Source organism: Mycolicibacterium frederiksbergense, assembly GCF_012223425.1.
Taxonomy (GTDB): Bacteria; Actinomycetota; Actinomycetes; order Mycobacteriales; family Mycobacteriaceae; genus Mycobacterium; species Mycobacterium frederiksbergense.
The window spans coordinates 5,157,589-5,183,105 of record NZ_CP038799.1 but is presented as its reverse complement, the minus strand read 5'-3'; the positions used below and the strand labels follow the sequence as shown (position 1 = coordinate 5,183,105).

Below are 25,517 nucleotides of genomic sequence, written 5' to 3'. Positions count from 1 at the left end.
CGGATCAGACCTGGCCCGTGGGCACCCAGTTGCCGTGGAAGCCGGCGGGCACCCGGTGCGGCAGTTTGACCGCGGCCACCGACTCCAGCGTCCGGGCATCCACGATCGCCAGCTCACTGCGATCGGTGGAACGGTCGTAGACGTAGCCCATCAACACACCGTCGTCCTCGTCTGCGTCCGGCGCGGACGGGTGAAAGACGAACTCGCCCAGCGACATGTCCACACCGAAGGACCGGGCCTGGCTGTTCCCGCCGACGAGGTCGTGCTTGAGCAGGGTCCCGGTCCCACCGGTGCCTTCGCCGACCGCGGGCGCATAGCCATAGCGGTGCCGCTTGCCGACGAGCCGCTCGTCGACGCGCGGGAACTCCTGGCCACGATCATCGATCCGCGACTCACGCACCTTGCCGTCGGCGAGGTCGATCGTCCAGCGATCCAGCGTCGGCGCACCCTCATTGGGTCCGAGCTGATCGGTGTCGAACATCTTGGGATGGCGGATCACGTCGAGCACGACCGTGTCACCGTCGTCGTAGGCATTCATCGGGTGGAAGACGTAGCAGGGTTCCACGTCGAACCACCGCACGTCGGCGCTGCCACCCTCGCGCGGCATCACCCCGACCCTGGCGGGGTAGCGCGGGTTCCACGAGTAGGGGAACCGACGGTCGGCGCTCATCCCGGACGGCGTCCTCGCGCTGATCGGGTCGGGGATCCGGACGCGACCGATCAACGCGGACAAAAGCAGTCGCGCCGGCAGCCGAAGTCCGCGGGGCACCGCCATCTCCGCGGCCCGGCGATTGTCGAACGTGACCGGTAGGTCGTAGAAGACAACGTGTCGCTCGGTCAGCGAGAAGTCGTGCATCATCGGGCTGCCCGTGACCTCGATGTCGACGGTGCGCCGCGCTCGGCCGTCGACGCCGATCACCGAGTACTGCACGGTGTTGCCGCGATACATGCTGTAGGACACCGCGTGCAGTTCCCCGGTGTCCGGGTCGCGTTTCGGGTGTGCGGTGTACCCGCCCGTGATCGTGCCGTCGAAGTCGCAGGGCCCGACCGTCTCGAGTTCGTCGGTCAGTTCGTAGTTGGCGATGCCGCCCTCGACCAGCGCGACCGTCTTGCCGGCATGTCCGATCACGTTGGTGTTGGCGCCGAGCGCGGAGACCCCGGTATGCCCGGTGCGCCGCTGCTCACCGAGCATGCGGGTGGCGTGCGGGCTGCGCACCCACCGGTTCCGGTACCACTCGGCCTTTCCGTCGCGGATGCGCAGACCGTGGACCATGCCGTCGCCGATGAACCAGTGATATAGCTCGGGGTCGATCTCACCGATCGGGTTAGGGCCGTTGCGCAGGTAACGGCCGTCCAAGTAGTCCGGGATCGTGCCGGACACCTCGAGGTCGGTCAGTGTGACCTCCTCGCCGATCGGGGCGAACGGCCCCTCCAGATAGCGGTTGGTCATGACGAACGCCTCCATAACAACGTTATTGATTCCTCCGTTATAACAGCGTTATGGCAAGATTGCAATGGTGAGCGACATCAGGCAACGGTTGATCGAGGGAGGTATGCGCGTACTCGAGCGCGACGGGCTGCACGCACTGAGCGTCCGCAGCCTCGCCGCGGAGGTCGGAACCTCGACAATGGCCGTGTACACCCACTTCGGCGGCATGACCGGCGTCATCGACGCGCTTGCCGACGAGGCGTTCGCGCGGTTCACCCGGGTCCTGACCGACGCCGATCAGACCGACGATCCGGTCTGCGACTTCTTCGTCATGGGCGCGGCGTATCGAGCGTTCGCGCTCGCGGACCCGCAGCGCTATCAGCTGATCTTCGGCACCACGTCCCCGGCATCGGTGGTCGGTCAACGCACCGACGTCACCAGCACCGGGAGCGCCAACGATCGTGCCGAGCAGGCGGAATCCTTTGAGGCACTGCGACATGCCGTTCGCCGGATGATCGCCTCGGGCCGTATCCGCGACGACGGCGAACTGAATGTCGCCGGCCGGCTCTGGAGCCTCGTGCACGGAGCCGTGATGCTCGAGCTGGCCGGCTTCTTCGGCCACGAGGGCCACGGCCTCACGCAAGTACTTGCCCCGTTGACGGTCGATTGCATCGTGGGAATGGGCGACGCGCGGGACGACACGCTGCGGTCACTCGCGTCGGCGGGCGAGCTGCTCGCCCGCACCGGCTGACACTTTTCTACCGCCCGCTCCGGCGGTGCGGCGCCGACTACGCGAAATGCTGGCGGATCCCGGCCAACATCGCGGCGTGCGCGGCGACCGCCTGGCGAGCGGTGAACCCGGCCAGCGGCCACGGCGCGGTGATGCTCAACCGCTCGGTGAGCCGGGTTCCCGCATCGACCTCGTCGAACGACACCCGGCCCCGCAGCCGCACCCGCGGGAACTGCCGGGCCTCGGTCCAGACCTCCCCCTCGACCGGCACATGCAGCGTCGCGGTATAGGTGACCGGTAACGTGGTGCGACCGAATGGAATTCGATCCTGCACCCGGTAGTCCGACACGAAGCCGTCGGGTCCGACGGTGCGCGCGGTGCGCTGCACGGCGACGATCAGCGGGTGCAGTGTCCGCAGGTTGTCCAGATCGACATAGAAATCGCGGACCACGTCCGGCGCGGCCGGAATGACCTCGCTGATCGTGCGTTGCGCGCTCACCCGAGGGTGGCGCTGACGTAGACGACGTCACCGAACGACGACACGCCCTCGGCCGACGGCGCCAGCCCGTACTCGGCGAACAGTTCGGTGCCCGTGCGCAGGGTCGTCGTCCAGCCGGTCCCGGCCAGGTGGGTGGCCGCCTCGGTACGGTCGCCGGCGTAGAACAGTTCGGCCACGTCCACCTCGTCACCGAGGTCCATCCCCTTGGCCCGCCACTCCTGTTGGGTGGCGCGCATCCGTTCGCTCATCTCCTGCAGGTCCTCGACGCTGACCGTCGGGGTGTTCTCGGTGGCAATGCGGCTACCGGGGGCGCTGAGCTCGGTGATGTTGTCCAGCAGGCGATCCTGCGCCTCGGGCGGAAGGTAGATGAGCAGGCCCTCGGCCAGCCAGGCCGTCGGCCGGTCGATCGGGTAGCCGGCGCCACGCAGCGCGGCGGGCCAGTCGTCACGCAGGTCCACGGCGATCGGGCGGTGCTCGGCGCCCGGCACCGCACCCAGGTCGGCGAGCGTGCGCGTCTTGAACGTGATCACCTCGGCCCGATCCAGTTCGTAGACGGTCGCATCGGCGGGCCACGGCAGCCGGTAGGCGCGCGCGTCCAGACCGGAGGCAAGGATGACGAACTGCCGGATACCGGCCGCCAGTGCTTCCGTGACGAATTCGTCGAACCAGCGGGTGCGGGCCGCGATGCCATCGGCCATGCGCACCGCGTCGGCGGGCGCCTCGTCTCCGGATTCGCCGCGGGCATGCCGGATGTAGGTGGGCACACCCACCGCCGACACCAGCGGCTCGGCGTAGGGATCCTTGACCCCCGCGGTGCCGGATCGGGTGGCGATGGCCCGCTGCATGGCCACCACCGTGGCCGTCACGCCCACACTCGAGGCAAGATCCCAGGTGTCATTCTCGGTCCGTCCCATAGTTAGATAGCCTATGCTTCGTCGCGTCACCCCTCGGGTGGGCCGACGCTGGAAAGCACCAACTGCAGGAAGGTTCGGTAGAGGTCCTCGCCGTCGAGATGGCTGGCCAGTGTGACGCCGTCGTTGGTGGCCAGCAGCACCCGGGCCAGCGGCTCGGCTGGTATTTTCAGCGAGCCACCCAGGCGCGCAACGCCTTTGGCGATGTACTCGGCCAGTGAGCGCACCGTCTCGCGGCGCTGGACGGCCACCCGGTCGCGAGCGGCGGGATTGCGCAGCAGGAACAGCGTGAACTCATGGTTGAGCGCGGCGGCCTGTTGCGCGTCGGTGGTAGCGCTGAGCACCCGCCAGCGTTCGGCAAATCCTTCGACATCGATGTCGGCGAGTCGGTCGAACGATTCCATCACATCGGCAAAGCCATCCAGGAAGCGCTGGCGGTGCCGTTCGATCACCGCGAGGAACAGTTCATCCTTGCCGCCGAACTGGGCATAGATCGCGCCGCGGGTGTAGCCGGCAGCTTCGGCAATGTCTTCCAGCGAACCCGCGTACCCACGGCCGGCGAAGATCTTCTCCGCCGCATCGAGCAGCACCGTGCGGGTCTGCTCCATGCGCCGCTCCCTGGTCCAGCGCTCGGTCATCGGTCCATTCTCGCAAACATCGATCACAAATACAGTCTTGTATCTGACATTCACATCTGTATTATCGTGACTGCCGTCACAGCCCCCGACGCCGCCTTCGCGTCCTCGCGAACACCCGCCCGCAGAAGGGAACCCTCGATATGTCCATCGATTCCGCGCAAGCCGCCCGTCCCGGTGAATGGGTCGACTCCGAAGGCCTGAGCCCCGACGATGCGAGTGCGCTGTTCCGCATGCAGATCCCGACCGACCGCTACACATCGAAGGACTTCGTGAGCCGGGAGCGCGAGGCCATCTGGATGCGGGTCTGGCAGATCGTCGGCCGCGTCGACGAACTGGAGCAGACCGGCGACTTCAAGGAGTACCGGATCTTCGACCAGTCCTTCGTGGTGATGCGCGGAAATGACGGCGAGATAAGGGGTTTCGTCAATGCCTGCCGGCATCGCGGGAACCCGCTGTTCAGCGGTCAGGGACACGCCAAGCAGCGCATCGTGTGCCAGTATCACCTGTGGTCCTATGACCAGCAGGGAAAGCTGCGGGGCTGTTCGAAACCCGAGATCGACAAGGACGACTACGGCCTGCTCGAGGTCCCGGTGGACACCTTCGCCGGTTTCGTCTTCCTCAACCCCGACCCGGGCGCCGCACCGCTGTGCGATTTCTTGGGCGAGGACGTCATCCGCATCCTGGAGCCCTACCACCTCGACCAGATGACCACGGTGCTCAACGTCCGGGAAGCGCTGGACTGCAACTGGAAGGTGGTGATGGACGCCTTCGAGGAGGGCTATCACGTCTCCGGAATCCACCCACAGCTGTTGCGGGTACTGGTCATCGACCCGAGCAAGGTGAAGTACCGGTTCCTGGACAAACACAGCATCGCCGTCGCCCCGTTCGAGGTCGCCCACGTCGAGGGCATGGGACCGGAGAAACAGGTCGAGGGCATCATGGAGCTCCCCGAGACCTTCCCGGGGGTGGTGCGGGTGCTCCCCCGGTTCACCGAACTGGTCGACGAGAACCGCACGGCGGACGGGACTCTGGTGTTCCCCGAGGGGGTCACCGGGCGCACCCTGCTGCAGCAGGCCACCCGCGACACCCTGTCCCGCGACGGTCTCGACGTGGACGGCCTCACCGACGCCCAGATGAGCGACAACCACGGCTGGGTTCTGTTCCCCAACTTCTTCATGACCATCCGGGCCGGCGAGGCCACCGTCATCATGGCCACCCCGCACCCCGACGGCGACCCGAACCGCTGCATCTGGCACATCACCAGTTTCATGTGGCTGCCCGAAGAACACCGCACCGCGTTCGCCGCGGACCTCATCGACGTCCAGGAACCGGGCAGTTTCAAGTACTTCGAAGCACTGCAACAGGATTACGAACAGATGCCACGTCAACAGGTCGGTCTGCGCAATGCCCGCCTCGACCATATGGCGCTCGTCAACGAGGAAGTGGTCATCGCGCACTACCACTCCGTCATCGACCGCTACCTGGGCGCGCTCTGATGCCCGAACTCGCCGAGATCGTCGCGCAGCACACCGGACACAGCCGCACCGTGCTGGAATACGCCGCCACCACCGGTCGCCTCGTCACCGAGGCCAAGGCACCCGGGTTCGATGAGGCGGGCTGGGCGCCGTTGGCCGCGCTGGTCGACACCGAGAACTTCCTACGGGTCGGCGCGTTCAAGGAGGAGATGGACTGGGCCGGCTATGTCGCCTTCCTCACCGGCTGGGCGACCACCTCGGAATGGGAGGGCACCTTCAGACGCATCACCGAGCACGGCGACCTGGTGTTCCTGGAACTCGAAGAGCGCAGTGTCGTCGGGGATTTCCGCAGTGTGGTGAACTCGTTGTCGGTCTATGAGTTCAGCGATGACGGGCGGATCCGGCGCCTGGACCTGTACCTGCAGATGGAGCCGCCTTCGTGACCGACGCACCGCGGATGTCCCCGCTGGCCGCCGACCGATGGAGCGAACCCGAGTACGCCGCGTTCGGCGCGCTGCTCGGGCTGCCCGCCGACAAAGTGCCCAGGGCCGGGTCCGGCGAGCCCTACGACCCGCTGAACTTCGACATCATCGGGATGCTGGCCCGGCACCCCGAGATGTCGGAGGTGTTCCTGCGCTTCAACGGTTTCCTGCTGCAGCGTGGGGAGTTACCGGGGCGGCTGCGTGAGTTGATCATCCTGCGGGTCGCGCACCGGCACCGCTCGGCCTTCGAATGGGGTCAGCACGTCAGGCTGGGCGCCGCCGTCGGTGTCACCGACGACGATGTCACCGCGCTGGCCGCCGGCAACGACGGGTTCGACGGCACCGACCGACTGGTGCTCGACGCCGTCGACGAGGTCATCGCCGACGGAAAGGCGCAGTGGCCCACCTGGCAGCGTCTGGTCGACGAACTCGGCGAACACGCCGCCATGGAGGTCATCTTCCTGGTCGGCACCTACACCCTGACCGCCATGGCCTTCGGCACCTGGGGATTACAGCCCAAACCGGGCAGCGCACCGCTGCCACCGGACTCGACGACAAAAGAGACGAAAGAGGAGCACGCGCAGTGAACCTGGAAGACCGTATCGCCAAGCACCGCCGGATGGCCGAGAGTTACCGCGACAAGTACGTGCTGCAGAAGGTCGCCGACGGCGAGAGCTATGACGAATGGGAGTTCACCGAGGATGCGGTCTACACCTCCCCCTACTTCGTCGCCGATCAGGAACTGGTACTCAAAGACGTGGCGACGCACTGGGATACCGCGGCCACCGTGGAGGCAAAGGCCTACGGCATCACCTTCCCGGACTGGAAGCCCGTCGACTACAAGGTGTGGCCGGCCGAGAACGGATTCGTGATGCGCTACCGCTGGCAGGGCACGAACGTCAACGATGGCAAGGTGATGGGCTTTTACTCGATCAGTTTCGTCGACACCAACGACGACGCCCAGATCACCCACTGGTCGACCTACGTCAACGACGAGGAATACGGCCCCTTCCTGGAGGCTGCCATCGGGGCGCGCGGACCGTTCCACGGAGATTCCTACATGCAGGCACTGGCACGGCATTTCGAGAAACACGGACTGAGCTTCTAGGGAGCCGACGATGCCCGCCGGCGCCACCGACGAGGTGTACTACGGCCCGTGGGATGCGGATCTGAACGCAGACCCGATGTCAGGGTAGGGCGCCGAGCACCGGGTCGACGGGCGCAGCGGGCGGTGGGAGGTGCTCGACCGGAGCGGCGAGCGCCTCCGGCGCCGGTGGCAGGACCGGCGGCGGTGGCGGCGGCGGGGCCGGCACGAACGGCGGCAGCATCCAGAACGGGGGCGGCGGCACCACCGGTGCCGGCGGAAGAGCCTCCGGCGCCGGAACGGGTGCGGCAAGCGGCACGGCCGGCTCAGGGACTACGGGCTCGGCCGCCGGGGCCGGGGCCGCTTCGGGTGCCGGCAGTTGCGGTGCCGCGAGCGGCTCGGCGCTCGCCGGTGGTTCGACGGGCGCAGCCGGCTCGGGCATCGCTTCGGCCACCGGCTGCGCTTGCGGCGGTGCCAGCTGCACCGGCGGCTCGCTCACCTCGGCGAGGGCGGGCGTAGGCTCCGGCGCCGCCGCCATCGGCTGTACCGCCGGCCGCTGTTGCGGCACCACCTGGGTGGTCTGCGCCGTCGGCGCCGTGCTGCTCCCGGCCAGCGCCGCCTCCGCAGGCTGCTGCTTCGCCGTCCCGATGAACTGGGATCCGACCGCGAACAGCGCCACCACCGCGGTCACCGCGGCCGCCGACACCAGACGGGTGCCCGAGATCGCCGGGGTCCACTCGGGTACCCAGTTTCGGGGCGAGCGCGCCGCCGGCACGGGCTCCGCCGGCGCAACGCCGGTGACGACGGCCCGTGCGGCGTCATAGGCCGGTGTCCGTCCGGCATCGGGCCCGCAGATCATGTCGTGATCGACGAACGCCGTCTCGTCATCGGCGTCGGTTTCGGGGTCGTCGGCGAGCATCCCGGCCAGCAGGCCGCAGAGGTCGGTGCGCTCGGCGCGCTGGGCGGGCGGAACATCGCCGTTGCCCGGTGTGACCTGGCGGACCGAGCGCACATCGGGCCAGCCGGCGGTCCGCAGTTCCGCGAGCAGGGTGATGACCTGTTGCTCGACCTCCGGGCTCCAGCAGACCCCGATCGAGTCGATCCGGCGGCCGCTGCTCGCGGCGATGGACTGGGCGCCGCGTACCGCGGCGAGACAGCGGGGCACGAGGTCTTCCAGGCCCCGGACGGCGAACTTGTCGTCGTCCACGGGGGCGGTGCCCTCGACGAGTACCCAGCCGACACCGGCCGCTGTCACCGACAGTCCAAGTACGGTCTTCACCCTCGGTTCCGACTCCTGTCCCGGGTCTGGTGCTGGTCGCGGACGAGCCTAGTTTGCTCGTTCGCGTTCGGCATCTCGGCGAAACGGCCGTTTTCACGGCTGTGTAACCGCTTATCGGGCGTGCGTCCGGCGGTGTTACCAGCTGGAGCGCGGTCCTCGACCGACTCATCGGTGGGTGGCCGGGTTGCCCGATCCGGCGACAGACATTCACCGAGCGTTCACTTCGATCGCAACACCGTCGGGGCGTTCGCACCCCGTGCCGTCACACGGTCGCCGGGCGGCGCCGCCGCCTGCGTTCCCCGATCGCCGCGAACTGGCTTTTCAGGCCCTGGATGAATGCGGTGAGCGCAAGCTCGAAGCTCGCCGTGTCGATTTCGCTGGCCTTACCGCGCAGCAGGTGCGCCTGATCCATGTGCGGGTAGCGGTCGCGGTAGACCTGGACGTCGTCGACGAATCCCCGGGAGAACGAACCGACGGTCGACCCGAGCACCAGCGACCGGGTGGCCGCGCCGATCAGGGTCGCCTCGCGGGGCGGCCAGCCGGCCCGCACCAGACCGCCGTGGACCGAATCCGCGATGCGCAGGCTCTCGTCGCGCTGGCCGGGGCCACCGGCCAGAAACGGCACCATGTTGGGATGTGACACCAGCGCGGCACGGTAGGAACGTGCCCACCCGGCCAGGGCCACATCCCAGTCCTCGTCGGCGTCGAAGGCCGAGGTGTCCACGGCGGTGACGATCAGGCTGGCGACATCGTCGAGGACGTCGTCTTTGGTCGGGTAGTGCTTGTACAGCGAGGCGGCCTGCACCCCGAGTTCGGCGGCAAGTTTGCGCATGGACAGCTCGCCGAGGCCGGAGCGGTCGATGATCATCAGTGCGCTGTCCCGGATGCGCTCGCGACTGAGCAGACGTGGTCTTCCCACCTGTTCCGCACCTCCCCCACGATTGCCTTGGTGAACGACGTTAGCTTATAGTGAACTCAATAGCTAACACTGTTCGCCAAGGAGAGGTACCGATGCAGAGGACCGTCTACAACCAGGAGCACGAAGACTTCCGGGCGATGATCCGCGACTTCATCGCCGCCGAGGTCGTCCCGGTGTACGACGAGTGGTTCGAGGCCGGTATCGCGCCCCGCGACTTCTATTACAAGCTGGGCGAATTGGGCATCTTCGGTATCGAGATCCCCACCGAGTACGGTGGCTCCGGTATCGATTCCTACAAGTTCCAGGCCATCGTCACCGAGGAACTGTCCCGGGCGGCGGTGTCCTTCGGCGGTTCCAGCGTGCACATCGGATTGTGCCTGCCCTATCTCAAGGCGCTGGCCACCGAGGAGCAGAAGCAGCGCTGGTATCCGGGCATGATGTCCGGCGAGATCATGTTCGCCATCGCCATGACCGAGCCCGGAACCGGTTCCGACCTGGCCGGAATGCGCACCACCGCAAAGCCTTCCGGCGACGGTACGCACTACGTGCTGAACGGCTCCAAGACCTTCATCACCGGCGGCGTGCACGCCGACCGCGTCATCGTCTGCGCCCGGACCGCCGCCCCGCGCGAGGACGACCGCCGCTACGGCATCTCACTGCTGGTGGTCGACACCAAGTCCGCCGGCTACGAAGTGGGGCGCAAGCTCGACAAGCTGGGCCTGCGCACATCCGATACCGCCGAGCTCAACTTCGTCGATGTCAAGGTGCCCGTCGAGGACGTCCTGGGTGAATTGCACATGGGCTTCTCCTATCTGGGCCAGAACCTGCCCCGCGAGCGGCTTGCCATCGCGGTCGGCTCCTACGCCCAGGCCAAGGCCGCTGTCGCCTTCGCCGCGCAGTACACCAAGGACCGCACGGTGTTCGGTAAGCCGGTCGCGGCGTTCCAGAACACCAAATTCGAGCTGGCAGCCTGTAAGGCCGACGTCGATGCCGCCGAGGCCGTCGTCGACCGCGCGATGGAGGCCCACGACCGCGACGAGCTGACGGCCGCCGATGCGGCCGCCGCGAAGCTGTTCTGCACCGATATCGCCGCCAAGGTCATCGACCGCTGCCTGCAGCTGCACGGTGGCTACGGCTATATCAACGAGTACCCGATCGCCCGGCTCTACGCCGACAACCGGGTCAGCCGGATCTATGGCGGCACCAGTGAGGTGATGAAGATGATCATCGCCAAGGACATGGGACTCTAGCGGCGCTGTTATCGCCGTCACAATCACCGGCGCACACCATCAGCGTCACAATGCGGCGAGAACGCCAAAAGCCTTGCGCTGTGGTGCACTTGGCCAATGATCACGGTGCCGGAGGCCGACCAGGTCGATGCGGCGGACGAGGGCCCACTGAACGACCCGAAGGAGCCGCCGTACCGCATGGCGGGCACGGTGCTGCTGCTGATCGTCGCGCTGGTGTTCGGGATGACGTGGGCGCTGTTCCGCGGGTACTTCGACTCCGGTGTCACGGTGGTGGTGATGGCCGAGCGGGCCGGGCTGTCCATGGATCCGGGTTCGAAGGTGACGTTCAACGGTGTCCCGATCGGACGGCTGAAGTCGGCCGGTGTGGTGACCGATGGCCGAGGAGCCCGGGCCAGATTGGTTCTGGACGTCAAACCGCAGTATCTGCCGCTCATTCCGGCCAACGTGGATGCGCAACTGCGGGCGACAACGGTGTTCGGCAACAAGTACATATCGTTTCTGTCCCCGGCGAATCCGGCGACGGACAGGCTGCGGCCGGACGCGGTGATCGAGGCGTCGGCGACCACCACCGAGTTCAACACCGTGTTCGAGACCATCATGGGAATCGCCGAGCAGGTGGACCCGGTGAAACTCAATCAGACGCTGACGGCGGCGGCCCAGGCACTCAACGGGTTGGGAGACAGTTTCGGTCGTGCCGTCGTCGACGGGCACGACATCCTGGGCGAGCTCAACCCCCGGATGCCGCAGATTCGGCGGGACACAGCGGGTTTGGCCGATCTCGCGACGATCTATGCCGACTCCGCCGGCGAGCTTCTCGACGGGCTCGACCACGCCACGGACACCGCGCGCACGCTCAACGCCGAACGGCGCACGGTCGATCAGGCGCTGATGTCGGCGGTGGGTTTCGCCGACACCGCCGCCGACGTGTTGGAGCGTGGCGGCCCGTACCTTGTGCGCGGCGCCCAGGATCTGCTGCCGACGGGCGCGTTGCTGGACTACTACAGTCCACAACTGCTGTGCACGCTGCGTAACTACAGCGATGTCGCGCCCCGATTCGCCGAAATGCTCGGCGGCAACGGTTACTCGCTGCGGCTGCGGAATGAGTTGGTGGGCGCGGGCAATCGCTATGTGTTCCCCGACAATCTTCCGCGGGTCAATGCCCGCGGCCCCCGGCGGGCGGCCCGGATGCTGGCAGCCGATCACCCGGGAACTGTTCCCGATGCCCTATCTGGTGATGGACACCGGAGCCAGCATCGCACCGTACAACCACTTCGAGATCGGCCGGCCGCTGACGGCGGAGTACGTGTGGGGACGTCAGGTCGGCGAGGACACCATCAATCCCTAAGCCCTGCCGGTGCGCTCCCGGTGCTTGCATCCGGGCCAACAGCAGGGCCTGCGCTGGCCCTCCTCAAGCTCTTCGGTGGTCCGGCGGATGCGGCGCTCCCTCGTCTTTTCCTGCTTGGCGTCCTCGACCCAGCAGATGAACTCGTTGCGCGCCAGCGGCGTGATGTCCTTCCACGCCGTCAGCGCGGTGTCGTTGGCGAGCAGCGCGGTGCGCAGATCGGCGGGCATCGTGTGCACCACCCCACCGGGTATCCGGTCAGTCACTACCTCAGGGTAGCTCCGGTCTCAGCGCCCGAAACCGGCATTGCGCAGCGCGTCCGCCATCGATCCCGTGGGCGCCGCGGTTTCCCGGCGACCGGAGGTCTTGGCCCGGTTCTGATTGCGCTGCTGATTGCCGCCGCGGTTCTGGTCGGGCGCAGGCTTTCCGGACTGCTTCGGCTTGCCGGCACCGGGAGCGTCGTTGAGCCGCAACGACAATCCGATCCGCTGGCGGTCCACGTCGACCTCGAGCACCTTCACCTTGACCACCTGACCGGATTTCACCACCTCGTGTGGGTCGGAGACGAAGCGATCCGACATGGCCGACACGTGCACCAGACCGTCCTGGTGCACACCGACATCGACGAAGGCGCCGAAGGCCGCCACGTTGGTGACCACACCCTCCAGCACCATGCCCACCTTCAGGTCGCCGACCTTCTCCACCCCGGCGGCGAAGGTCGCGGTGGAGAACGCCGGCCGCGGGTCGCGTCCCGGCTTCTCCAGTTCGGCGAGGATATCGGTGACGGTGGGGACACCGAACCGGTCATCGGCGACGTCGACGGGCTTGATCGCGCGCAGCGTGCGCTCGTTGCCGATGAGTTCGGCCAGCGTGACATTCGCGCGGTCCAGGATCCGCCGGACCACCGGATACGCCTCGGGATGCACACCGGAGGCATCCAGTGGGTCGTCACCCTCGCGGATCCGCAGGAATCCGGCGCACTGTTCAAAGGCCTTGGGGCCCAGGCGGGGAACCTTCAGCAGCGCGGTGCGGTTGCGGAACGGCCCGGTGTTCTCCCGGTGCGCGACGATGGCCTCGGCCAGCGAATCCGTCACCCCCGACACCCGGGACAGCAGCGGCACCGACGCGGTGTTGAGATCGACACCCACGGCGTTCACGGCATCCTCGACGACGGCATTCAGGCTGCGCGCCAGGGTTCCCGGCGTCACGTCGTGCTGATACTGGCCCACGCCGATCGACTTGGGCTCGATCTTCACCAGCTCGGCCAGCGGATCCTGCAACCGGCGCGCGATCGACACCGCGCCGCGCAGCGTGACGTCGAGCTGCGGCAGCTCGTGCGCGGCATAGGCCGACGCGGAGTACACCGAGGCGCCGGCCTCGCTGACCATCGCTTTCAGCGGCGGGTTCGCACCGGAGGCGCGGATTTCGGCGATCAGTTCGGCGGCCAGCGCGTCGGTCTCCCGTGACGCCGTCCCGTTGCCGACCGCGATGAGCTCGACACCGTGACGCGCGACCAGCGCGGCCAACGTGGCCTTGGCGGTGTCCCATTGCTTCTGCGGCTGATGCGGGAAGATCGCGCAGGTGTCGACGACCTTGCCGGTGCTGTCCACCACGGCCACCTTGACGCCGGTCCGGAAGCCCGGATCCAGGCCGAGCGTGGTGCGGGTGCCCGCGGGAGCGGCCAGCAGCAGGTCTTTCAGGTTGCGGGCGAACACGGCCACCGCGTCCGCCTCGGCGCGCTGCCGCAGCCGGATACGGGCGTCGACGGCGGCCGAGATCATCAGCTTGGTGCGCCAGGCCAGCCGCACCGTGGTGGCCAGCCAGGTGGTGGCGGCCGCCCCGGCGGTCATGTCGATACCGAGGCTCCGCGCGATGCGGGCCTGATAGGCCAGCTCATCCCCGCCGTCGAAGTTCAGCGCAAGGATCTGCTCCTTCTCACCGCGCATGACCGCGAGCACCCGGTGCGACGGCATCTTCTCCAGCGGCTCGGAGAACTCGAAGTAATCCCGGAACTTCTGTCCCGCCGGGCTTTTGGCCGCCTCCTCGGACCACGGGGCGGTGCGCAGCGTGCCGTCGTTCCAGAATGTGGTGCGCACCTCGCCGACCAGTTCGGCGTCCTCGGCGGCCCGTTCGATCAGGATGTGTCGTGCCCCGTCGAGCGCGGCCGCGGCGTCGGCGACCTCCTCGCCGAGGAATTCCGCGGCGACGGTTTCAGGTGCCACGGTCGGGTCGGCCAGCAACCGGTCGGCCAACGGTTCCAGACCGGCCTCCCGGGCGATCTGCGCCTTGGTGCGCCGTTTCGGCTTGTAGGGCAGGTAGATGTCCTCGATACGGGCCTTGGTGTCGGCCGCCCACAGCGCTGCGCGTAACTCGTCGGTGAGCTTGCCCTGCTCCTCGATGGAGGCCAGCACGGCCTCGCGGCGCTGGTCCATCTCGCGCAGGTAGGCCAGTCGCTCCTCCAGGGTGCGCAGCTGCCCGTCGTCGAGGCTGCCGGTCACCTCCTTGCGGTACCGCGCGATGAACGGCACCGTCGACCCCTCGTCGAGCAGTCGCACAGCGGCGGCCACCTGCCCCTCGGCCACGGCCAGTTCCGCAGCGAGACGGGCATTTACAGATGTGATGGTCCCTACGGGTGCACTCGAAGTCACCCGCAGACCCTACCGAACCCCGCTGACATGTCCCCTGACGCCCGCGCATGCGCGCGCCGCCAGCACCGCGACCAGGAAGCAGGCCAGCGGCACCCAGCCGTCGGCACCGGCCAGACCGTTCTTGGCGACCAGCAGCATCGCCACCCCGGCCAGGCACACCAGCACCCCGGCCACCGTCGAGCGGGCACCGGTGGCCCCGACCGCGTCATCCCACCACGGCAGCCTGCGGTGTTCCAGCGGGGACAGCAGCAGGAACGTCGCGAGCATCACGACGGCGAACACCACCGCGCGCAGGGCGAGCAGTGCCCAGAAGTTCGGGGCGTGCACATCCCAGGCGTCCAGGCCGAATGCGTTGAGGCTGAACGCCGCGACCGCGATGGCCGGGATGTGCCAGAGGTAGAGGGTCATCGCTCCCCCGTTGCCGACGGCGACGACGTACCAGACCCGCGGGCGTTCGGCGAGCCGCTCGACGATCCCGGCGATGGCCACGAACAGACCCGTCATCCAGATGCAGTGCACCGCGAGCAGCACCGTCGGCGGGGACACATTCGACACCCCTTCGGTGCTGCCGTTGGTGACCAGCGCCACCTCATAGGGCCCGTAGACGACGAGCAGCACCTGCGTCGCCAGCGCCGCAGCGGCAGTGAGCAGCGCCATCCGCGGCCGGATCAGGCGGCGGGCGTAGCCGACGCCGATGACGACCGGAATGAGCCAGACGATGACGAAGTTCAGCACCCCGGCCTCGGCGGAGCCGACCGCGAAGCGCACCTGGTCGATCAGCGCGGCCGCCACCACCAGCGCCGCGATCACCGCGGCGAACGCACCCGCGCTGCGCAGCCGGGTCAGGGCCGGCACGAAGGCGATGACCACCAGGTAGACGCCGAGGAACCAGAGCAGTGCCACACATTCGCGGCCGAGCCGGTCGGCGGATTCCGCCCCCAGGGTCAGCCGGGCCACCAGCAGCGCCACCGTCCAGAACGCCAGATACCAGAACACCGGCCGGCACAACCGCTGGGTCCGGCTGACCAGCCAGCTGCCCCAGGCCTTGCCGGCCGCCGACCCGTCGGGGTGCCAGCCGTAGGCGCCGGCGGCACCGCCGGCGAAGAAGAACAGCGGCATGACCTGCACCACCCAGGTGATGGGCGACAGCTGCGGCAGTTCCCCGAGGATGTTCCCGATGCGCAGGCCGTTCTCGTTGACGGTGGCCAGCAGCAGTGCGCAGTGCCCGAACATGACGGTCACCAGGGCCGACAGCCGCGCCACATCGATGGCGCGGTCGCGGCCGGGCGCGGGGTTCGCGACACTGTCGCGTGCGGGAAGCAGTCTGACGAGCGGCATGGGTACAGCGTGCCCGACCCGCGGCACCGGCGGGATGAGTAGGACTACCCGACTGTGCCGTGTCTAGGCGCGGTTGTCGGCCAACGCCTCGATGCGCGTGAGGGCGTCCTCGGCGGCGGTGGCGACGTCGATGCCGCCGGCGGCGCCGCAGCTGGTCATCTCGATGGCGGCGTTGTGGGCGGCGACGAACAGGTTGTCGCAGTTCCACTCGGCGGCCCGCAACGACCACAGCACCGCACCCTCGGGCGCATCCGGCGCCGATTCCACGCTGAACGTGTACGTGCGGCCGTACATCGTCGTCACGGTGACCGGGGTGTCGCGGCACGCGTCGACGGTGCCGCGCGCCGCGGTCAGCGCATCCCGCGCCGAGAAGTCCGACGGCATGACCGCCACCATCTCCTCGACCACGGCCTCGACCCCGCCGACACCGGTCGACCAGTGCCCGCCGTCGCGCGCCTCGGGGGCGTGCTCGACGATGAACGGCGGATCGACCTCGCGGGCCACCCCGGCGCAGCGTTCCGGTTCGACGGTGGCGAACAGGTTGCCGTCCTTGTGCACGATCTCCGGGCTGAGCAGGTCGCCGACCTGCAGCGGCGAGATCGGCCCGACCGGGGGTGCCGGTCGGGCCTGCGGGGCGTCGACCGGACGGGTGCAACCCGCGACGGCCAGCACCAGGACCACCGCCACCGCCCTTTTCGCCATGCCCCGATTCTAGGAACGCGACGTTTCGGGCACCCGCTCCTTGCCGGTCAACGGGTCCCGGGTCTCCCAGAACGTGGCGCCCACGATGCCCAGCGCCGTCGGGTCGAAGATCGGGTCGAGGCCCTCCTTCTTCTGTCGTTCGTAGTCGCGCAGCGCCTTGTAGGCGGGTTGCTGCAGGATCAGGATCCCGATGATGTTGAGCCAGGCCATGAGGCCGACGCCGATATCGCCGAGTGTCCAGGCCTCAGTCGCCGTCGACACGGCACCGGAGACGACCGATCCGAGGATCACCGCCTGCAACACCAACGTGGCATCGCCACCGACGGTCCCGCGGATCACCGGAACCTTGATCGTTGCGGCCTTGCCCAGCAGGAAACGCAGGTTGGTCTCGGCCATGTAGTAGTAGGCGATGATGGTGGTCAGGCAGAAGAACGCCAGCGACACCGCGACGAAGCTCGACCCGCCGCCCTGCCACAGGGTGTCGAAACCGGTCTGCACGAAGGACGGCCCCACCTCGGCGTCGGCGCCCAGCGCGCCGCCCTCGGCGAGTACGGCTCCGGTGTCGCTTTCACCCTCGTACACCCGGTACGCGCCGGTCGACAGGATCAGGAAGCCGGTCGCCGAACAGATGAACAGGGTGTCGACGTAGACGGCGAAGGCCTGTACCAGTCCCTGCTTGGCGGGGTGGGACACCTCGGCGGCCGCGGCGGCATGCGGGCCGGTGCCCTGGCCGGCCTCGTTGGAGTAGATGCCGCGTTTGACGCCCCACATCACTGCGGCGCCGACGATGGCACCGAATCCGGCGTCGAGGCCGAAGGCGCTCTCGAAGATCAGCTTGAGCATTCCGGGCAGCGCATCGGCATTGGCGAACACGATGATCATCGCAAGCACGATGTAGACCACCGCCATGAAGGGCACCACGATCGAGGCGAACGCCGCGATACGCTTGACGCCGCCGATGATCACGAATGCCAGCAGGATCACGGTGCACACCGCGACGACCCACTTGGACACGCCCCAGGACTGGTTCATCGCCGAGGCCATCGAATTCGACTGCACACTGGGCAGCAGCACACCGCAGGCCAGCACCGTGACCGCGGCGAAGACCAGGCCGTACACCTTGAACAGTGGGGCGGCCTTGGTGTGCGCCATCGCCCTGCTCAGGTAGTAGGCCGGTCCGCCACGGTATTCACCGGTGAGCGTGTCGCGGGTCTTGTAGATCTGTCCGAGGGTGCACTCGACGAAGCTCGTCGAGGCACCGAGGAATGCCACCGCCCACATCCAGAACAGCGCACCCGGGCCGCCGAACGCGATCGCGGTGGCGACACCGGCGATGTTGCCGGTGCCCACCCGGCCGGCCAGCGACATCGTCAGCGCCTGGAAGGAGGAGACACCGGAGGGCGATTTCTCGCCCTTGAGCATCAGCCGGATCATCTCTTTGAACTGACGCACCTGGACGAACCGGGAGCGGATGGAGAAGTACACGCCGGCGGCCAGGCACAGATAAACCAGCCCGTTGCTCCAGATGTACCCGTTGAGGGTGTTGAGGAATTCGGTCACGACGGCAACTCCGTCCGTAGGTTGAACACGCGGGCGTTTCCGCCATGCATCGTTGCAAAGGCAAGGTTGCCCTGTGTTAACAATTGGTCAATCCGGTGTTAGCGATTTCGCCGCCCGGGCCGCGCCCACCAGGAAACACCTGACAATCTGAAACGGCTCTGTAAAGCTACGTCGGCCAGTTCCGGACCCGGAGGAGACGATGTCGACCGCCCCGCTCGAACCCCAGGCCACGCATGGGCCGCGTCGCGCGTGGGCCGCCGTCGCGGTGCTCGCCGCTGTCGGCACACTCAATTACGTCGACCGCTTCCTGCCGGGTGTGCTGGCCGAACCGATCAAGCAGGATCTTGCGTTGTCGGACACCGCAATCGGCGTCATCAACGGGTTCGGCTTTCTCATCGTGTACGCCGTGCTGGGCATCGTGATCGCCCGCGTCGCCGACCGCGGCATGTTCGGCGCGGTCATCGCCGGCTGTCTGACGCTGTGGGGCTCGATGACCATGCTCGGCGGCGCGGTCCAGTCCGGCTTCCAGCTCGCCCTGACCCGGGTCGGCGTGGCCGTCGGCGAGGCGGGCAGCACCCCCGCCGCGCACGCCTATGTGGCGCGCAACTTCGTCCCGGAGAAGCGGTCGGCACCGCTGGCGGTCATCACCATGTCCATCCCGTTGGCCAGTGCCGCCAGCCTGCTCGGCGGCGGCCTGCTCGCCGAGAGCATGGGCTGGCGGATGGCCTTTGTGGTGATGGGCGGGATCAGTGTGCTGCTGGCGCCGCTGGTGCTGTGGGTGGTCGGCAGCCGCCAGAGTCTGCCCACCCCGCCGCCGCGCGAGCGGGCCGCGGCGGTGAACTGGTGGGACCTGCTGCGCAAGCCCAGCTTCCTGGCCATGGTGGCCGGCACCGCGCTGGTCTCGGCGGCCGGCTACTCGCTGACCACCTTCGCCCCCGCATTCCTGATGCGCACCCGCGGGATGTCACTCGGCGAGGTCGGCATCTCCTACGGCCTGGCCACCGGGTTGCTCGGAATTCTGGGGCTGCTGATCGTGGGCCGCATCGCCGACCGGCTGGCATCCCGGGATCCGCGCTGGCTGCTGTGGATCGTGGTCATCCTGATCGCGGTACTGCTGCCGGCGTCGGCGCTGGCATTCGTGGTCGAGAGCCAGTTGGCGTGCGTCTGGCTGCTGGCCCTGGGCTATGTCATCGGCACCGCGTACCTGGCACCGTCCATCGCGGCGATCCAGCGGCTGGTGCTGCCCGAACAACGCGCGACGGCATCCGCCATCTTCCTGTTCTTCAATGCGACGCTGGGCTCGGTGGGACCGTTCCTGACCGGCATGATCAGTGATTCGCTGACCGCCGAGCTGGGCCCGCAGGCGCTCGGCCGCGCGCTGCTGATCCTGGTGCCGACCATGCAGTTCCTCGCGATCGGCTGCTACGCGCTGGCCGCACACCGGTATCGCCGCGACATCATCGAGGAGCCCTGACCCCGACCACGGCGAAACTCGCGTACCGGGGGCTCACCCGCCCGTGGGCGCGCCGGGTACGCGGGTTTCGCCGGTATCTGAGCGCCGGGTCGCACCCCACAACCCCACCCCGATCCCGAGCACCGCACCGCCGAGCCCGATCACCTGCTGGGAGCGCCGCATCTCGTGATGCACACCGGCGCCGCCCAGCAGGTCGGCGGCGTCGGCCCCGCCGGAGGCCAAAAACCAGCCGCGGGTGTCCTTTCCGCGTAGCGCCGCGGACAGCATCAAGCCGCCGATCAGCGCGTCGCGGTATCCCATCGAGCGCAACAGTAGCTGCGCGGTGGCGTCGGGTTTGTCCGGCGAACCCCACAGTTTGTTGGCCCGCAGGGGATCGACGAGAAACGAGATGCCCGAGGCCAATCGGATACCGCCCACGGCCAGTGCCGCCCGGTCGATAGACATGGTGGGCAGCCTAGGGCTCAGTCCGTTGCGGCCGTGCACAATTGCCCAACTCGCCTCCGGCGCACGGCGCGCCCCGCGATAATCAAGGGACCCGAGCTCGAAGAGGAGCAGACACATGGCCAAACGCGCAGCCGGCGCCGCATCCGGAGAACAGGCTTTCGAACAGGATGTGGCGGCAACCCAGGAGTACTTCGACAGCCCCCGATTCGAGGGCATCACCCGGCTCTACTCGGCCCGTCAGGTCGCCGAACAGCGCGGCACCATCCCCTCGGACTACCCGGTGGCCCGCGAGGCCGCGACGGCCTTCTTCCCCCGGCTGCGCGAACTGTTCGGCCAGAAGAAGAGCATCACTACCTTCGGGCCCTACTCCCCCGGCCAGGCCGTGACGATGAAGCGCATGGGCATCGAGGGCATCTATCTGGGCGGCTGGGCCACCTCGGCCAAGGGCTCGATCAACGAGGACCCCGGACCCGATCTGGCCAGCTACCCGCTGAGCCAGGTTCCCGATGAGGCGGCCGGCCTGGTGCGCGCCCTGCTCACCGCCGACCGCAATCAGCAGTACCTGCGGCTGAAGATGACCCCCGAGCAGCGTGCGGCCACCCCGGCGGTGGACTACCGGCCGTTCATCATCGCCGACGCCGATACCGGCCACGGTGGTGATCCACACGTGCGCAACCTGATTCGCCGTTTCGTCGAGTCCGGCGTGCCCGGCTACCACATCGAGGACCAGCGGCCCGGCACCAAGAAGTGTGGCCACCAGGGCGGCAAGGTGCTGGTTCCGTCGGACGAACAGATCAAGCGGCTCAACACCGCCCGGTTCCAGCTCGACATCATGCGGGTACCCGGCATCATCGTGGCCCGCACCGATGCCGAGGCGGCCAACCTGATCGACGGCCGGGCCGACGAGCGCGACCAGCCGTTCCTGCTGGGGGCCACCAATCTGAAGATCCCACCGTACAAGTCGTGTTTCCTGGCGATGACCCGGCATTTCCACGCGCTCGGGGTGAACGAACTCAACGGTCACCTGCTCTACGCGCTGCCCGACGGCGAATACGCCGCGGCCGAGGCCTGGTTGGAGAGCCAGGGCATCCTCGCCGCGATCGCCACCGCCGTCGAGGCCTACAAGAAGGATCCCGGCCAATCCGTCGACGCCCTGTTCGACGGGGTGGAATCGCAGTTCGTGGAGGCCTGGCAGAACGACGCCGGATTGGAAACCTACGGTGACGCGGTCGCCGAGCTGCTGGAGTTCCGGGAGCGGGAGGGCGAGAAGGCCGAGCTGAGCGCGGCGGAGTGGCGTGCGTTCGCCGCGCAGGCGTCGCTGTACGTGGCGCGGGGCAAGGCCAAGGAACTGGGCGCCGACGTGGCGTGGGATCCGGAGCGGGTGAAAACCCCCGAGGGGTACTACCAGATTCGCGGCGGCATCCCGTATGCGATCGCCAAGTCGCTGGCGGCCGCACCCTTCGCCGACATTCTCTGGATGGAGACCAAGACCGCCGATCTGGCCGATGCCCGCGAGTTCGCGCACGCCATCCACGCCGTCTACCCGGACAAGATGCTGGCCTACAACCTGTCACCGTCGTTCAACTGGGACACGACCGGCATGAGCGATGACGAGATGCGGGCCTTCCCGGAGGAGATCGGCAAGCTCGGGTTCGTCTTCAACTTCATGACCTACGGCGGGCATCAGATCGACGGTGTGGCCGCCGAGGAGTTCGCGACCGCGCTGCTGCAGGACGGCATGCTGTCGCTGGCCCGGCTGCAGCGCAAGATGCGCCTCGTCGAATCCCCCTACCGCACACCGCAAACCCTCGTCGGTGGGCCGCGCAGCGATGCGGCGCTGGCCGCCTCCTCGGGGCGGACGGCGACCACCAAATCGATGGGCAAGGGCTCCACCCAGCATCAGCATCTGGTGCAGACCGAGGTCCCCCGCAAGCTGCTGGAGGAATGGTTGGCGCTGTGGGGCGAGCACTACCAGATCGGCGAGACCCTTCGGGTGCAGTTGCGTCCCCGCCGGGCCGGTTCCGATGTGCTCGAGCTCGGTATCTACGGCGACGGGGACGACAAGCTCGCCGATGTGGTGGTCGACCCCATCAAGGACCGGCACGGACGCAACATCCTGACGGTGCGCGATCAGAACACCTACGCCGAGAAGCTGCGTAAGAAGCGCCTGATGGACGTGATCCACCTGTGGCTCATCCACCGGTTCAAGCCGGAGATCGTGTACTACGTGACGCCCACCGAGGACAACATCTATCAGACCGAGAAGATGAAGAAGCACGGCATTTTCAGCAATGTCTACCAGGAGGTCGGCGAGATCATCGTCGCCGACGTGAACCAGGAGCGCATCGACGAGCTGCTGTCCGCCGACCGCAAGGCACTGGGCAAGCTCATCCGCAAGGAGGATTAGCGGTTCGGCTAACCGCCGGCTCCGTTGTCCAGACCGAGGTGGGTGCCGTAGTACCACGGCACACCCACCTTGGCGACCAGCGCCACGGCGACGAAGGCGAGCACCGCGACGGGCAACCCGATCGCGCCGGAGCGTGAGCGTACCGGTGAAAAGGTCAGGCCCAGAAACAGAATGGCGAAACCCACCGCGGCCCACATGACCACTTGCAGCGGTGTGTCGACCGCCGCCCCGTAATCGGTGACGTGACCGTCCGGGAAACCGGCCATCGACACGTCCATCGAGGTGGTGAACGCCAGCCATATCGCGGCGCCGGCGCCCAGCAGGCAGATGATCGTGCCGACAGTCTTCATCGGGGTGATTATCGTCCGCCGGATACGGTCTGTCCCGCGAGGTTGCCGTTATCGATGCCTCCACTCGAGCTTTCGCGCGATAACGACAATCTCGCGGGCAGTGCGAGCCGCTATCCGCGCAGCGCTTCTTCGGCGGGCCCCAGGTCGAGGAACACGGTCTCGCCGTTGGCATCCTCGAGCCCGTCGTTGTCGGTGACGACGTACAGGTTGCCGTTGCCGGCGACGGCGAAGCCCTCGACCTTCTCCTGCACGAATCCCCTGGTGGCCTGCAGATCGGGCAGCAGATCCCGGGCAGGCGTCTTGGGCAGGACCTTCGGCACCTCGGTGCCGCTCACCCCGTCCTCGGTGGGGATCTGCACCCGGTAGATGGCCTTGACGCGGGCATCGGGCCCGTTGAGCTTGTCCCGCTCGAGCACCAGCAACGCGCCGTCATGTACCGCGATCTCGGACAGCCCGATCCAATCACCCTCGGCGTCAGTCGAATCCAGCTGGTAGCCGAACCACTGCCAGGACTTGTCGGCCGGGTCGTAGCGGCCGATGCGAGCCACACCCGGCGGGTCGGATTTCAGCTCGCGCTGCAGCGCCACCCACACGTGGTCACCGTCGACGGCCACGCCCTCCAGACCTTGGCCGCCCAGCTCCGCGGTGATCTCGGCGGGCAGCGCGATCCGATCCTTGATGCTGCCGTCGGTGGCGACGTTGATCAGCTCGTTGCCGGAACCCTCCTCGCCCTCCACGGCGAGCACGAAACCGTCGGGACGCGCGGCGATTCCCTCGATGTCGAGGCTGACGGGCTTGCCGTCCTCGGTGACGACGAGCCGGCTGTCGATCAGCGCGGGCGTCTCGGACAGATCGACGCTGAGGATGCGGGCCGGGCCGTAGGCGTTGTCGGTGGCGGTGAACAGCCGCTCCGGCGCGGCCGGGTCCGCGGCGAGCGCGCCGAGCGCACCCCAGCCGATCGGGGCGCCGTCGAGGTCACCCGAGATGATCGACGGGAACGCCGGCCTGCCGCCATCGGCGGCGAACGCGTCGCCGTAACCGTAGATGGTGACCGACGCTCGCACCCGGTTCTCGGCGTCGTCGGCCTCCGACGAGATGACCAGCAGATTGCGTGCGGGGACGGCCAGGATGCCTTCCGGTCCTGGTGTGGTGGGCAGGATCTGCCGGAACACCGGGGCCGCCGGATCGCTCACGTCATAGGCGGCGACGAAGTTGCTCCGCTCGGAGGCCACGAGGGCCGTTGGACGCCCGTCGATCTCGGTGATGGCCAGGCCCTCGGGCTCGGGCCCCTTGGACTCGGCGCGCCCCTCGATGTGCAGGCCGGTCCGAACCGCGAGCTGCTCGAAGGAGTTCCCGGCATCCCACACCACCTTGCCGGTGGCCGCATCGAAGACCGACCAGCCGCGGGTGCCGCCCTTCCAGTCCCCCTCGTTGGCGGTCGCCACATGATCGTCGCCGATCCAGCCGATCGAGTCGGGCTCGCGCGGCACGGCCTCGATCACACCGCTCTGGTCGATGGCGCCGTCCTCGGCGGTGTCGATACCGTCGACGGCCTGGGTGCCGGCGGTGAAGATCGAGGAGACCGTGCCGGTTTTGCCGTCGATGATGGCGATGCCGTTGTTCTCCTGCAGGCTCAGCGCGACCTGACCGCGCGAGTTGATGCTGACGTATTCGGGCTCAAGGTCTTCGGGGGTGTCCAGGCCGGCGGCGCGGGCCTGCTCGACGTCGAAATCGACCTTGCGTGCGGTCCAGGCCGTGGGCGCCCCGGTCAGGGTCAGCAGCTGCAGGAACCCGGTCGGTGGCTGGGGCAGGTCGCCCTCCTCGCCCCCTTCTGGGGTGAACTCCTCGTCGCGCTGGTTCTCCATGGCGATGGCGGCGAAGGATCCGTCCGGGCTGATGGCGATCGAGTCCGGCTGGCCGCCGAGGTCGATGCTGTGTACCCGAGTCCGGTCCGCGACGCGGACGATGTCGACGCGGCCGGAGGGGTTGGCAAAGTCACCACCGGTGGTGTCGACGACGACCAGGACGAACTCGCCGTGGGCGGCCACCGAGGTCGGCTGGTCATCGGCGTGCCCGAGCTCGGCCAGCGACAGTGTGCCCAGCCCGGCAGGGTTCAGCGGGTCTCGGATGTCGGCGAACCCGATGCGCTTGGCCGCGGCATCGGTGTAGATCACGGTGTTGCCGTCCGGGGTGACCGTCGAGATCTCGGCGACGGTCTCGGTCGCGGGGTCCTCCCCGGCCGGACGGTTCAGGTACACCGGGTAGGTCGCCAGACGGTGGTAGCGCTCGGCGTCGGGCAGATCGAAGTCGATCGGCGAGGTCGCGCGCTGCGTCTGCGGGGCGGGCGCACCGGCGTTGTCCTCCGGCGTGCTCGGCGAGCAGGCGGCCGCGAGCAGTGCGGTGACCGCGGCCGCGGCCGTCACGCGACCCAGGTTCGACGTCATGGGGACCCCTGTTCAGTTGGCGGTGAAGTCGAGTGATCTTGACCAACCCGGATGAACGCCGGGCAACACCCAGGTGGCCAACGAGAAAGGGCCGGTCCTGAGTTCCAGGACC

At 68.0% G+C, this 25,517-nt stretch carries 22 protein-coding genes and 1 pseudogene; 9 read left to right on the top strand and 14 right to left on the bottom strand.

From position 1 onward, the window contains the following. Positions 1 to 4 precede the first annotated feature (4 nt). Positions 5 to 1,450: a carotenoid oxygenase family protein gene (locus EXE63_RS28035; protein ID WP_168145819.1), complete on the bottom strand. Its 1,446-nt coding sequence runs from the start codon at positions 1,448 to 1,450 to the stop codon at positions 5 to 7. A 64-nt stretch (positions 1,451 to 1,514) separates the two neighbouring features. Between EXE63_RS28035 and EXE63_RS28030 the strand changes: the two genes are divergently transcribed. Beyond that, complete coding sequence (locus tag EXE63_RS28030) at positions 1,515 to 2,180, top strand: TetR/AcrR family transcriptional regulator (RefSeq protein ID WP_168144637.1); 666 nt, start codon at positions 1,515 to 1,517, stop codon at positions 2,178 to 2,180. 37 nt (positions 2,181 to 2,217) lie between these two features. Here the strand turns inward: EXE63_RS28030 and EXE63_RS28025 are convergent, their stop codons facing one another. The 3 genes from EXE63_RS28025 to EXE63_RS28015 are packed head-to-tail and all read right to left on the bottom strand — an operon-like array spanning position 2,218 to position 4,207. After that, the gene (locus tag EXE63_RS28025) at positions 2,218 to 2,658 is read right to left on the bottom strand and encodes an SRPBCC family protein (RefSeq protein ID WP_168144636.1); all 441 of its coding nucleotides are present in this window, start codon (positions 2,656 to 2,658) and stop codon (positions 2,218 to 2,220) included. Then, the gene (locus tag EXE63_RS28020; protein WP_168144635.1) at positions 2,655 to 3,572 is read right to left on the bottom strand and encodes an SAM-dependent methyltransferase; all 918 of its coding nucleotides are present in this window, start codon (positions 3,570 to 3,572) and stop codon (positions 2,655 to 2,657) included. Before EXE63_RS28020 ends, EXE63_RS28025 begins: the two co-directional genes overlap by 4 nt. A gap of 26 nt (positions 3,573 to 3,598) precedes the next feature. Continuing rightward, the gene (locus tag EXE63_RS28015; RefSeq protein ID WP_168144634.1) at positions 3,599 to 4,207 is read right to left on the bottom strand and encodes a TetR/AcrR family transcriptional regulator; all 609 of its coding nucleotides are present in this window, start codon (positions 4,205 to 4,207) and stop codon (positions 3,599 to 3,601) included. A 140-nt stretch (positions 4,208 to 4,347) separates the two neighbouring features. On the opposite strand from EXE63_RS28015, the gene EXE63_RS28010 reads away from it, so the two are divergent. Genes EXE63_RS28010 through EXE63_RS27995 form a run of 4 tightly spaced genes read left to right on the top strand, consistent with a single transcriptional unit; the run spans position 4,348 to position 7,272 of the window. Then, on the top strand, positions 4,348 to 5,703 hold the full coding sequence (locus EXE63_RS28010) for an aromatic ring-hydroxylating oxygenase subunit alpha (protein ID WP_168144633.1): 1,356 nt from the start codon (positions 4,348 to 4,350) through the stop codon (positions 5,701 to 5,703). Then, positions 5,703 to 6,125, top strand: a complete 423-nt coding sequence (locus tag EXE63_RS28005) for a hypothetical protein (RefSeq protein WP_168144632.1) — start codon at positions 5,703 to 5,705, stop codon at positions 6,123 to 6,125. Before EXE63_RS28010 ends, EXE63_RS28005 begins: the two co-directional genes overlap by 1 nt. A 14-nt stretch (positions 6,126 to 6,139) precedes the next feature. Next, positions 6,140 to 6,751 carry a carboxymuconolactone decarboxylase family protein gene (locus EXE63_RS28000; RefSeq protein ID WP_168145818.1) on the top strand — a complete coding sequence of 204 codons (612 nt, stop codon included), beginning with the start codon at positions 6,140 to 6,142 and terminating at the stop codon, positions 6,749 to 6,751. Continuing rightward, complete coding sequence (locus EXE63_RS27995) at positions 6,748 to 7,272, top strand: hypothetical protein (RefSeq protein WP_168144631.1); 525 nt, start codon at positions 6,748 to 6,750, stop codon at positions 7,270 to 7,272. Before EXE63_RS28000 ends, EXE63_RS27995 begins: the two co-directional genes overlap by 4 nt. A 79-nt stretch (positions 7,273 to 7,351) precedes the next feature. Here EXE63_RS27995 and EXE63_RS27990 read toward each other — a convergent pair whose 3' ends face one another. Both EXE63_RS27990 and EXE63_RS27985 read right to left on the bottom strand, forming a co-directional pair. Continuing rightward, the gene (locus EXE63_RS27990) at positions 7,352 to 8,527 is read right to left on the bottom strand and encodes a DUF7159 family protein (RefSeq protein WP_168144630.1); all 1,176 of its coding nucleotides are present in this window, start codon (positions 8,525 to 8,527) and stop codon (positions 7,352 to 7,354) included. Between the two features lie 262 nt (positions 8,528 to 8,789). Next, a complete protein-coding gene (locus EXE63_RS27985) occupies positions 8,790 to 9,446 on the bottom strand; it encodes a TetR/AcrR family transcriptional regulator (protein ID WP_168144629.1) in 657 nt (218 codons plus the stop codon). A gap of 92 nt (positions 9,447 to 9,538) precedes the next feature. Between EXE63_RS27985 and EXE63_RS27980 the strand changes: the two genes are divergently transcribed. Together EXE63_RS27980 and EXE63_RS27975 are read left to right on the top strand one after the other, a co-directional pair. Continuing rightward, a complete protein-coding gene (locus tag EXE63_RS27980) occupies positions 9,539 to 10,696 on the top strand; it encodes an acyl-CoA dehydrogenase family protein (protein WP_168144628.1) in 1,158 nt (385 codons plus the stop codon). Positions 10,697 to 10,792: 96 nt separating this feature from the next. Further along, a pseudogene (locus tag EXE63_RS27975) lies at positions 10,793 to 12,041 on the top strand (MCE family protein). On the opposite strand, the gene EXE63_RS27970 reads toward EXE63_RS27975, so the two are convergent. From EXE63_RS27970 to EXE63_RS27950, 5 genes are all read right to left on the bottom strand, one after another. After that, a complete protein-coding gene (locus tag EXE63_RS27970; protein WP_168145817.1) occupies positions 12,038 to 12,268 on the bottom strand; it encodes a YdeI/OmpD-associated family protein in 231 nt (76 codons plus the stop codon). The pseudogene EXE63_RS27975 and the gene EXE63_RS27970 sit on opposite strands and share 4 nt — an antisense overlap. A gap of 57 nt (positions 12,269 to 12,325) precedes the next feature. Further along, complete coding sequence (locus tag EXE63_RS27965; RefSeq protein ID WP_210000918.1) at positions 12,326 to 14,659, bottom strand: Tex family protein; 2,334 nt, start codon at positions 14,657 to 14,659, stop codon at positions 12,326 to 12,328. A gap of 36 nt (positions 14,660 to 14,695) precedes the next feature. Continuing rightward, on the bottom strand, positions 14,696 to 16,024 hold the full coding sequence (locus tag EXE63_RS27960) for an acyltransferase family protein (protein WP_168144626.1): 1,329 nt from the start codon (positions 16,022 to 16,024) through the stop codon (positions 14,696 to 14,698). Between the two features lie 63 nt (positions 16,025 to 16,087). Next, positions 16,088 to 16,726: a sensor domain-containing protein gene (locus EXE63_RS27955; protein WP_210000080.1), complete on the bottom strand. Its 639-nt coding sequence runs from the start codon at positions 16,724 to 16,726 to the stop codon at positions 16,088 to 16,090. A 9-nt stretch (positions 16,727 to 16,735) separates the two neighbouring features. Beyond that, positions 16,736 to 18,286 (bottom strand): alanine/glycine:cation symporter family protein, encoded by a 1,551-nt coding sequence (locus EXE63_RS27950; RefSeq protein ID WP_168144625.1) that lies wholly within the window; start codon positions 18,284 to 18,286, stop codon positions 16,736 to 16,738. Positions 18,287 to 18,485: 199 nt separating this feature from the next. Between EXE63_RS27950 and EXE63_RS27945 the strand changes: the two genes are divergently transcribed. Beyond that, a complete protein-coding gene (locus EXE63_RS27945; RefSeq protein WP_168144624.1) occupies positions 18,486 to 19,760 on the top strand; it encodes a spinster family MFS transporter in 1,275 nt (424 codons plus the stop codon). A gap of 33 nt (positions 19,761 to 19,793) precedes the next feature. Here the strand turns inward: EXE63_RS27945 and EXE63_RS27940 are convergent, their stop codons facing one another. After that, positions 19,794 to 20,204: a DUF4267 domain-containing protein gene (locus EXE63_RS27940; protein ID WP_168144623.1), complete on the bottom strand. Its 411-nt coding sequence runs from the start codon at positions 20,202 to 20,204 to the stop codon at positions 19,794 to 19,796. Between the two features lie 115 nt (positions 20,205 to 20,319). Between EXE63_RS27940 and aceA the strand changes: the two genes are divergently transcribed. Continuing rightward, positions 20,320 to 22,611, top strand: coding sequence for an isocitrate lyase ICL2 (gene aceA, locus EXE63_RS27935; RefSeq protein WP_168144622.1), 2,292 nt, complete (start codon positions 20,320 to 20,322; stop codon positions 22,609 to 22,611). Between the two features lie 8 nt (positions 22,612 to 22,619). On the opposite strand, the gene EXE63_RS27930 is transcribed toward aceA, so the two are convergent. Next, a complete protein-coding gene (locus tag EXE63_RS27930) occupies positions 22,620 to 22,961 on the bottom strand; it encodes a hypothetical protein (RefSeq protein WP_168144621.1) in 342 nt (113 codons plus the stop codon). 110 nt (positions 22,962 to 23,071) lie between these two features. Then, complete coding sequence (locus EXE63_RS27925; RefSeq protein ID WP_168144620.1) at positions 23,072 to 25,405, bottom strand: esterase-like activity of phytase family protein; 2,334 nt, start codon at positions 25,403 to 25,405, stop codon at positions 23,072 to 23,074. Between the last annotated feature and the right edge of the window lie 112 nt (positions 25,406 to 25,517).

Bases quoted from the DNA above. Each gene is read 5' to 3' on its own strand.
- EXE63_RS28015 (WP_168144634.1), bottom strand. From the start codon at position 4,207: ATGACCGAGCGCTGGACCAGGGAGCGGCGCATGGAGCAGACCCGCACG.
- EXE63_RS28010 (WP_168144633.1), top strand. From the start codon at position 4,348: ATGTCCATCGATTCCGCGCAAGCCGCCCGTCCCGGTGAATGGGTCGAC.
- EXE63_RS27980 (WP_168144628.1), top strand. From the start codon at position 9,539: ATGCAGAGGACCGTCTACAACCAGGAGCACGAAGACTTCCGGGCGATG.
- EXE63_RS27970 (WP_168145817.1), bottom strand. From the start codon at position 12,268: ATGCCCGCCGATCTGCGCACCGCGCTGCTCGCCAACGACACCGCGCTG.
- EXE63_RS28020 (WP_168144635.1), bottom strand. From the start codon at position 3,572: ATGGGACGGACCGAGAATGACACCTGGGATCTTGCCTCGAGTGTGGGC.
- EXE63_RS27940 (WP_168144623.1), bottom strand. From the start codon at position 20,204: ATGTCTATCGACCGGGCGGCACTGGCCGTGGGCGGTATCCGATTGGCC.
- EXE63_RS28005 (WP_168144632.1), top strand. From the start codon at position 5,703: ATGCCCGAACTCGCCGAGATCGTCGCGCAGCACACCGGACACAGCCGC.
- EXE63_RS28030 (WP_168144637.1), top strand. From the start codon at position 1,515: ATGGTGAGCGACATCAGGCAACGGTTGATCGAGGGAGGTATGCGCGTA.
- EXE63_RS27930 (WP_168144621.1), bottom strand. From the start codon at position 22,961: ATGAAGACTGTCGGCACGATCATCTGCCTGCTGGGCGCCGGCGCCGCG.
- EXE63_RS28035 (WP_168145819.1), bottom strand. From the start codon at position 1,450: ATGACCAACCGCTATCTGGAGGGGCCGTTCGCCCCGATCGGCGAGGAG.
- EXE63_RS27960 (WP_168144626.1), bottom strand. From the start codon at position 16,024: ATGCCGCTCGTCAGACTGCTTCCCGCACGCGACAGTGTCGCGAACCCC.
- EXE63_RS28000 (WP_168145818.1), top strand. From the start codon at position 6,140: ATGTCCCCGCTGGCCGCCGACCGATGGAGCGAACCCGAGTACGCCGCG.
- EXE63_RS27925 (WP_168144620.1), bottom strand. From the start codon at position 25,405: ATGACGTCGAACCTGGGTCGCGTGACGGCCGCGGCCGCGGTCACCGCA.
- aceA (WP_168144622.1), top strand. From the start codon at position 20,320: ATGGCCAAACGCGCAGCCGGCGCCGCATCCGGAGAACAGGCTTTCGAA.
- EXE63_RS27945 (WP_168144624.1), top strand. From the start codon at position 18,486: ATGTCGACCGCCCCGCTCGAACCCCAGGCCACGCATGGGCCGCGTCGC.
- EXE63_RS27955 (WP_210000080.1), bottom strand. From the start codon at position 16,726: ATGGCGAAAAGGGCGGTGGCGGTGGTCCTGGTGCTGGCCGTCGCGGGT.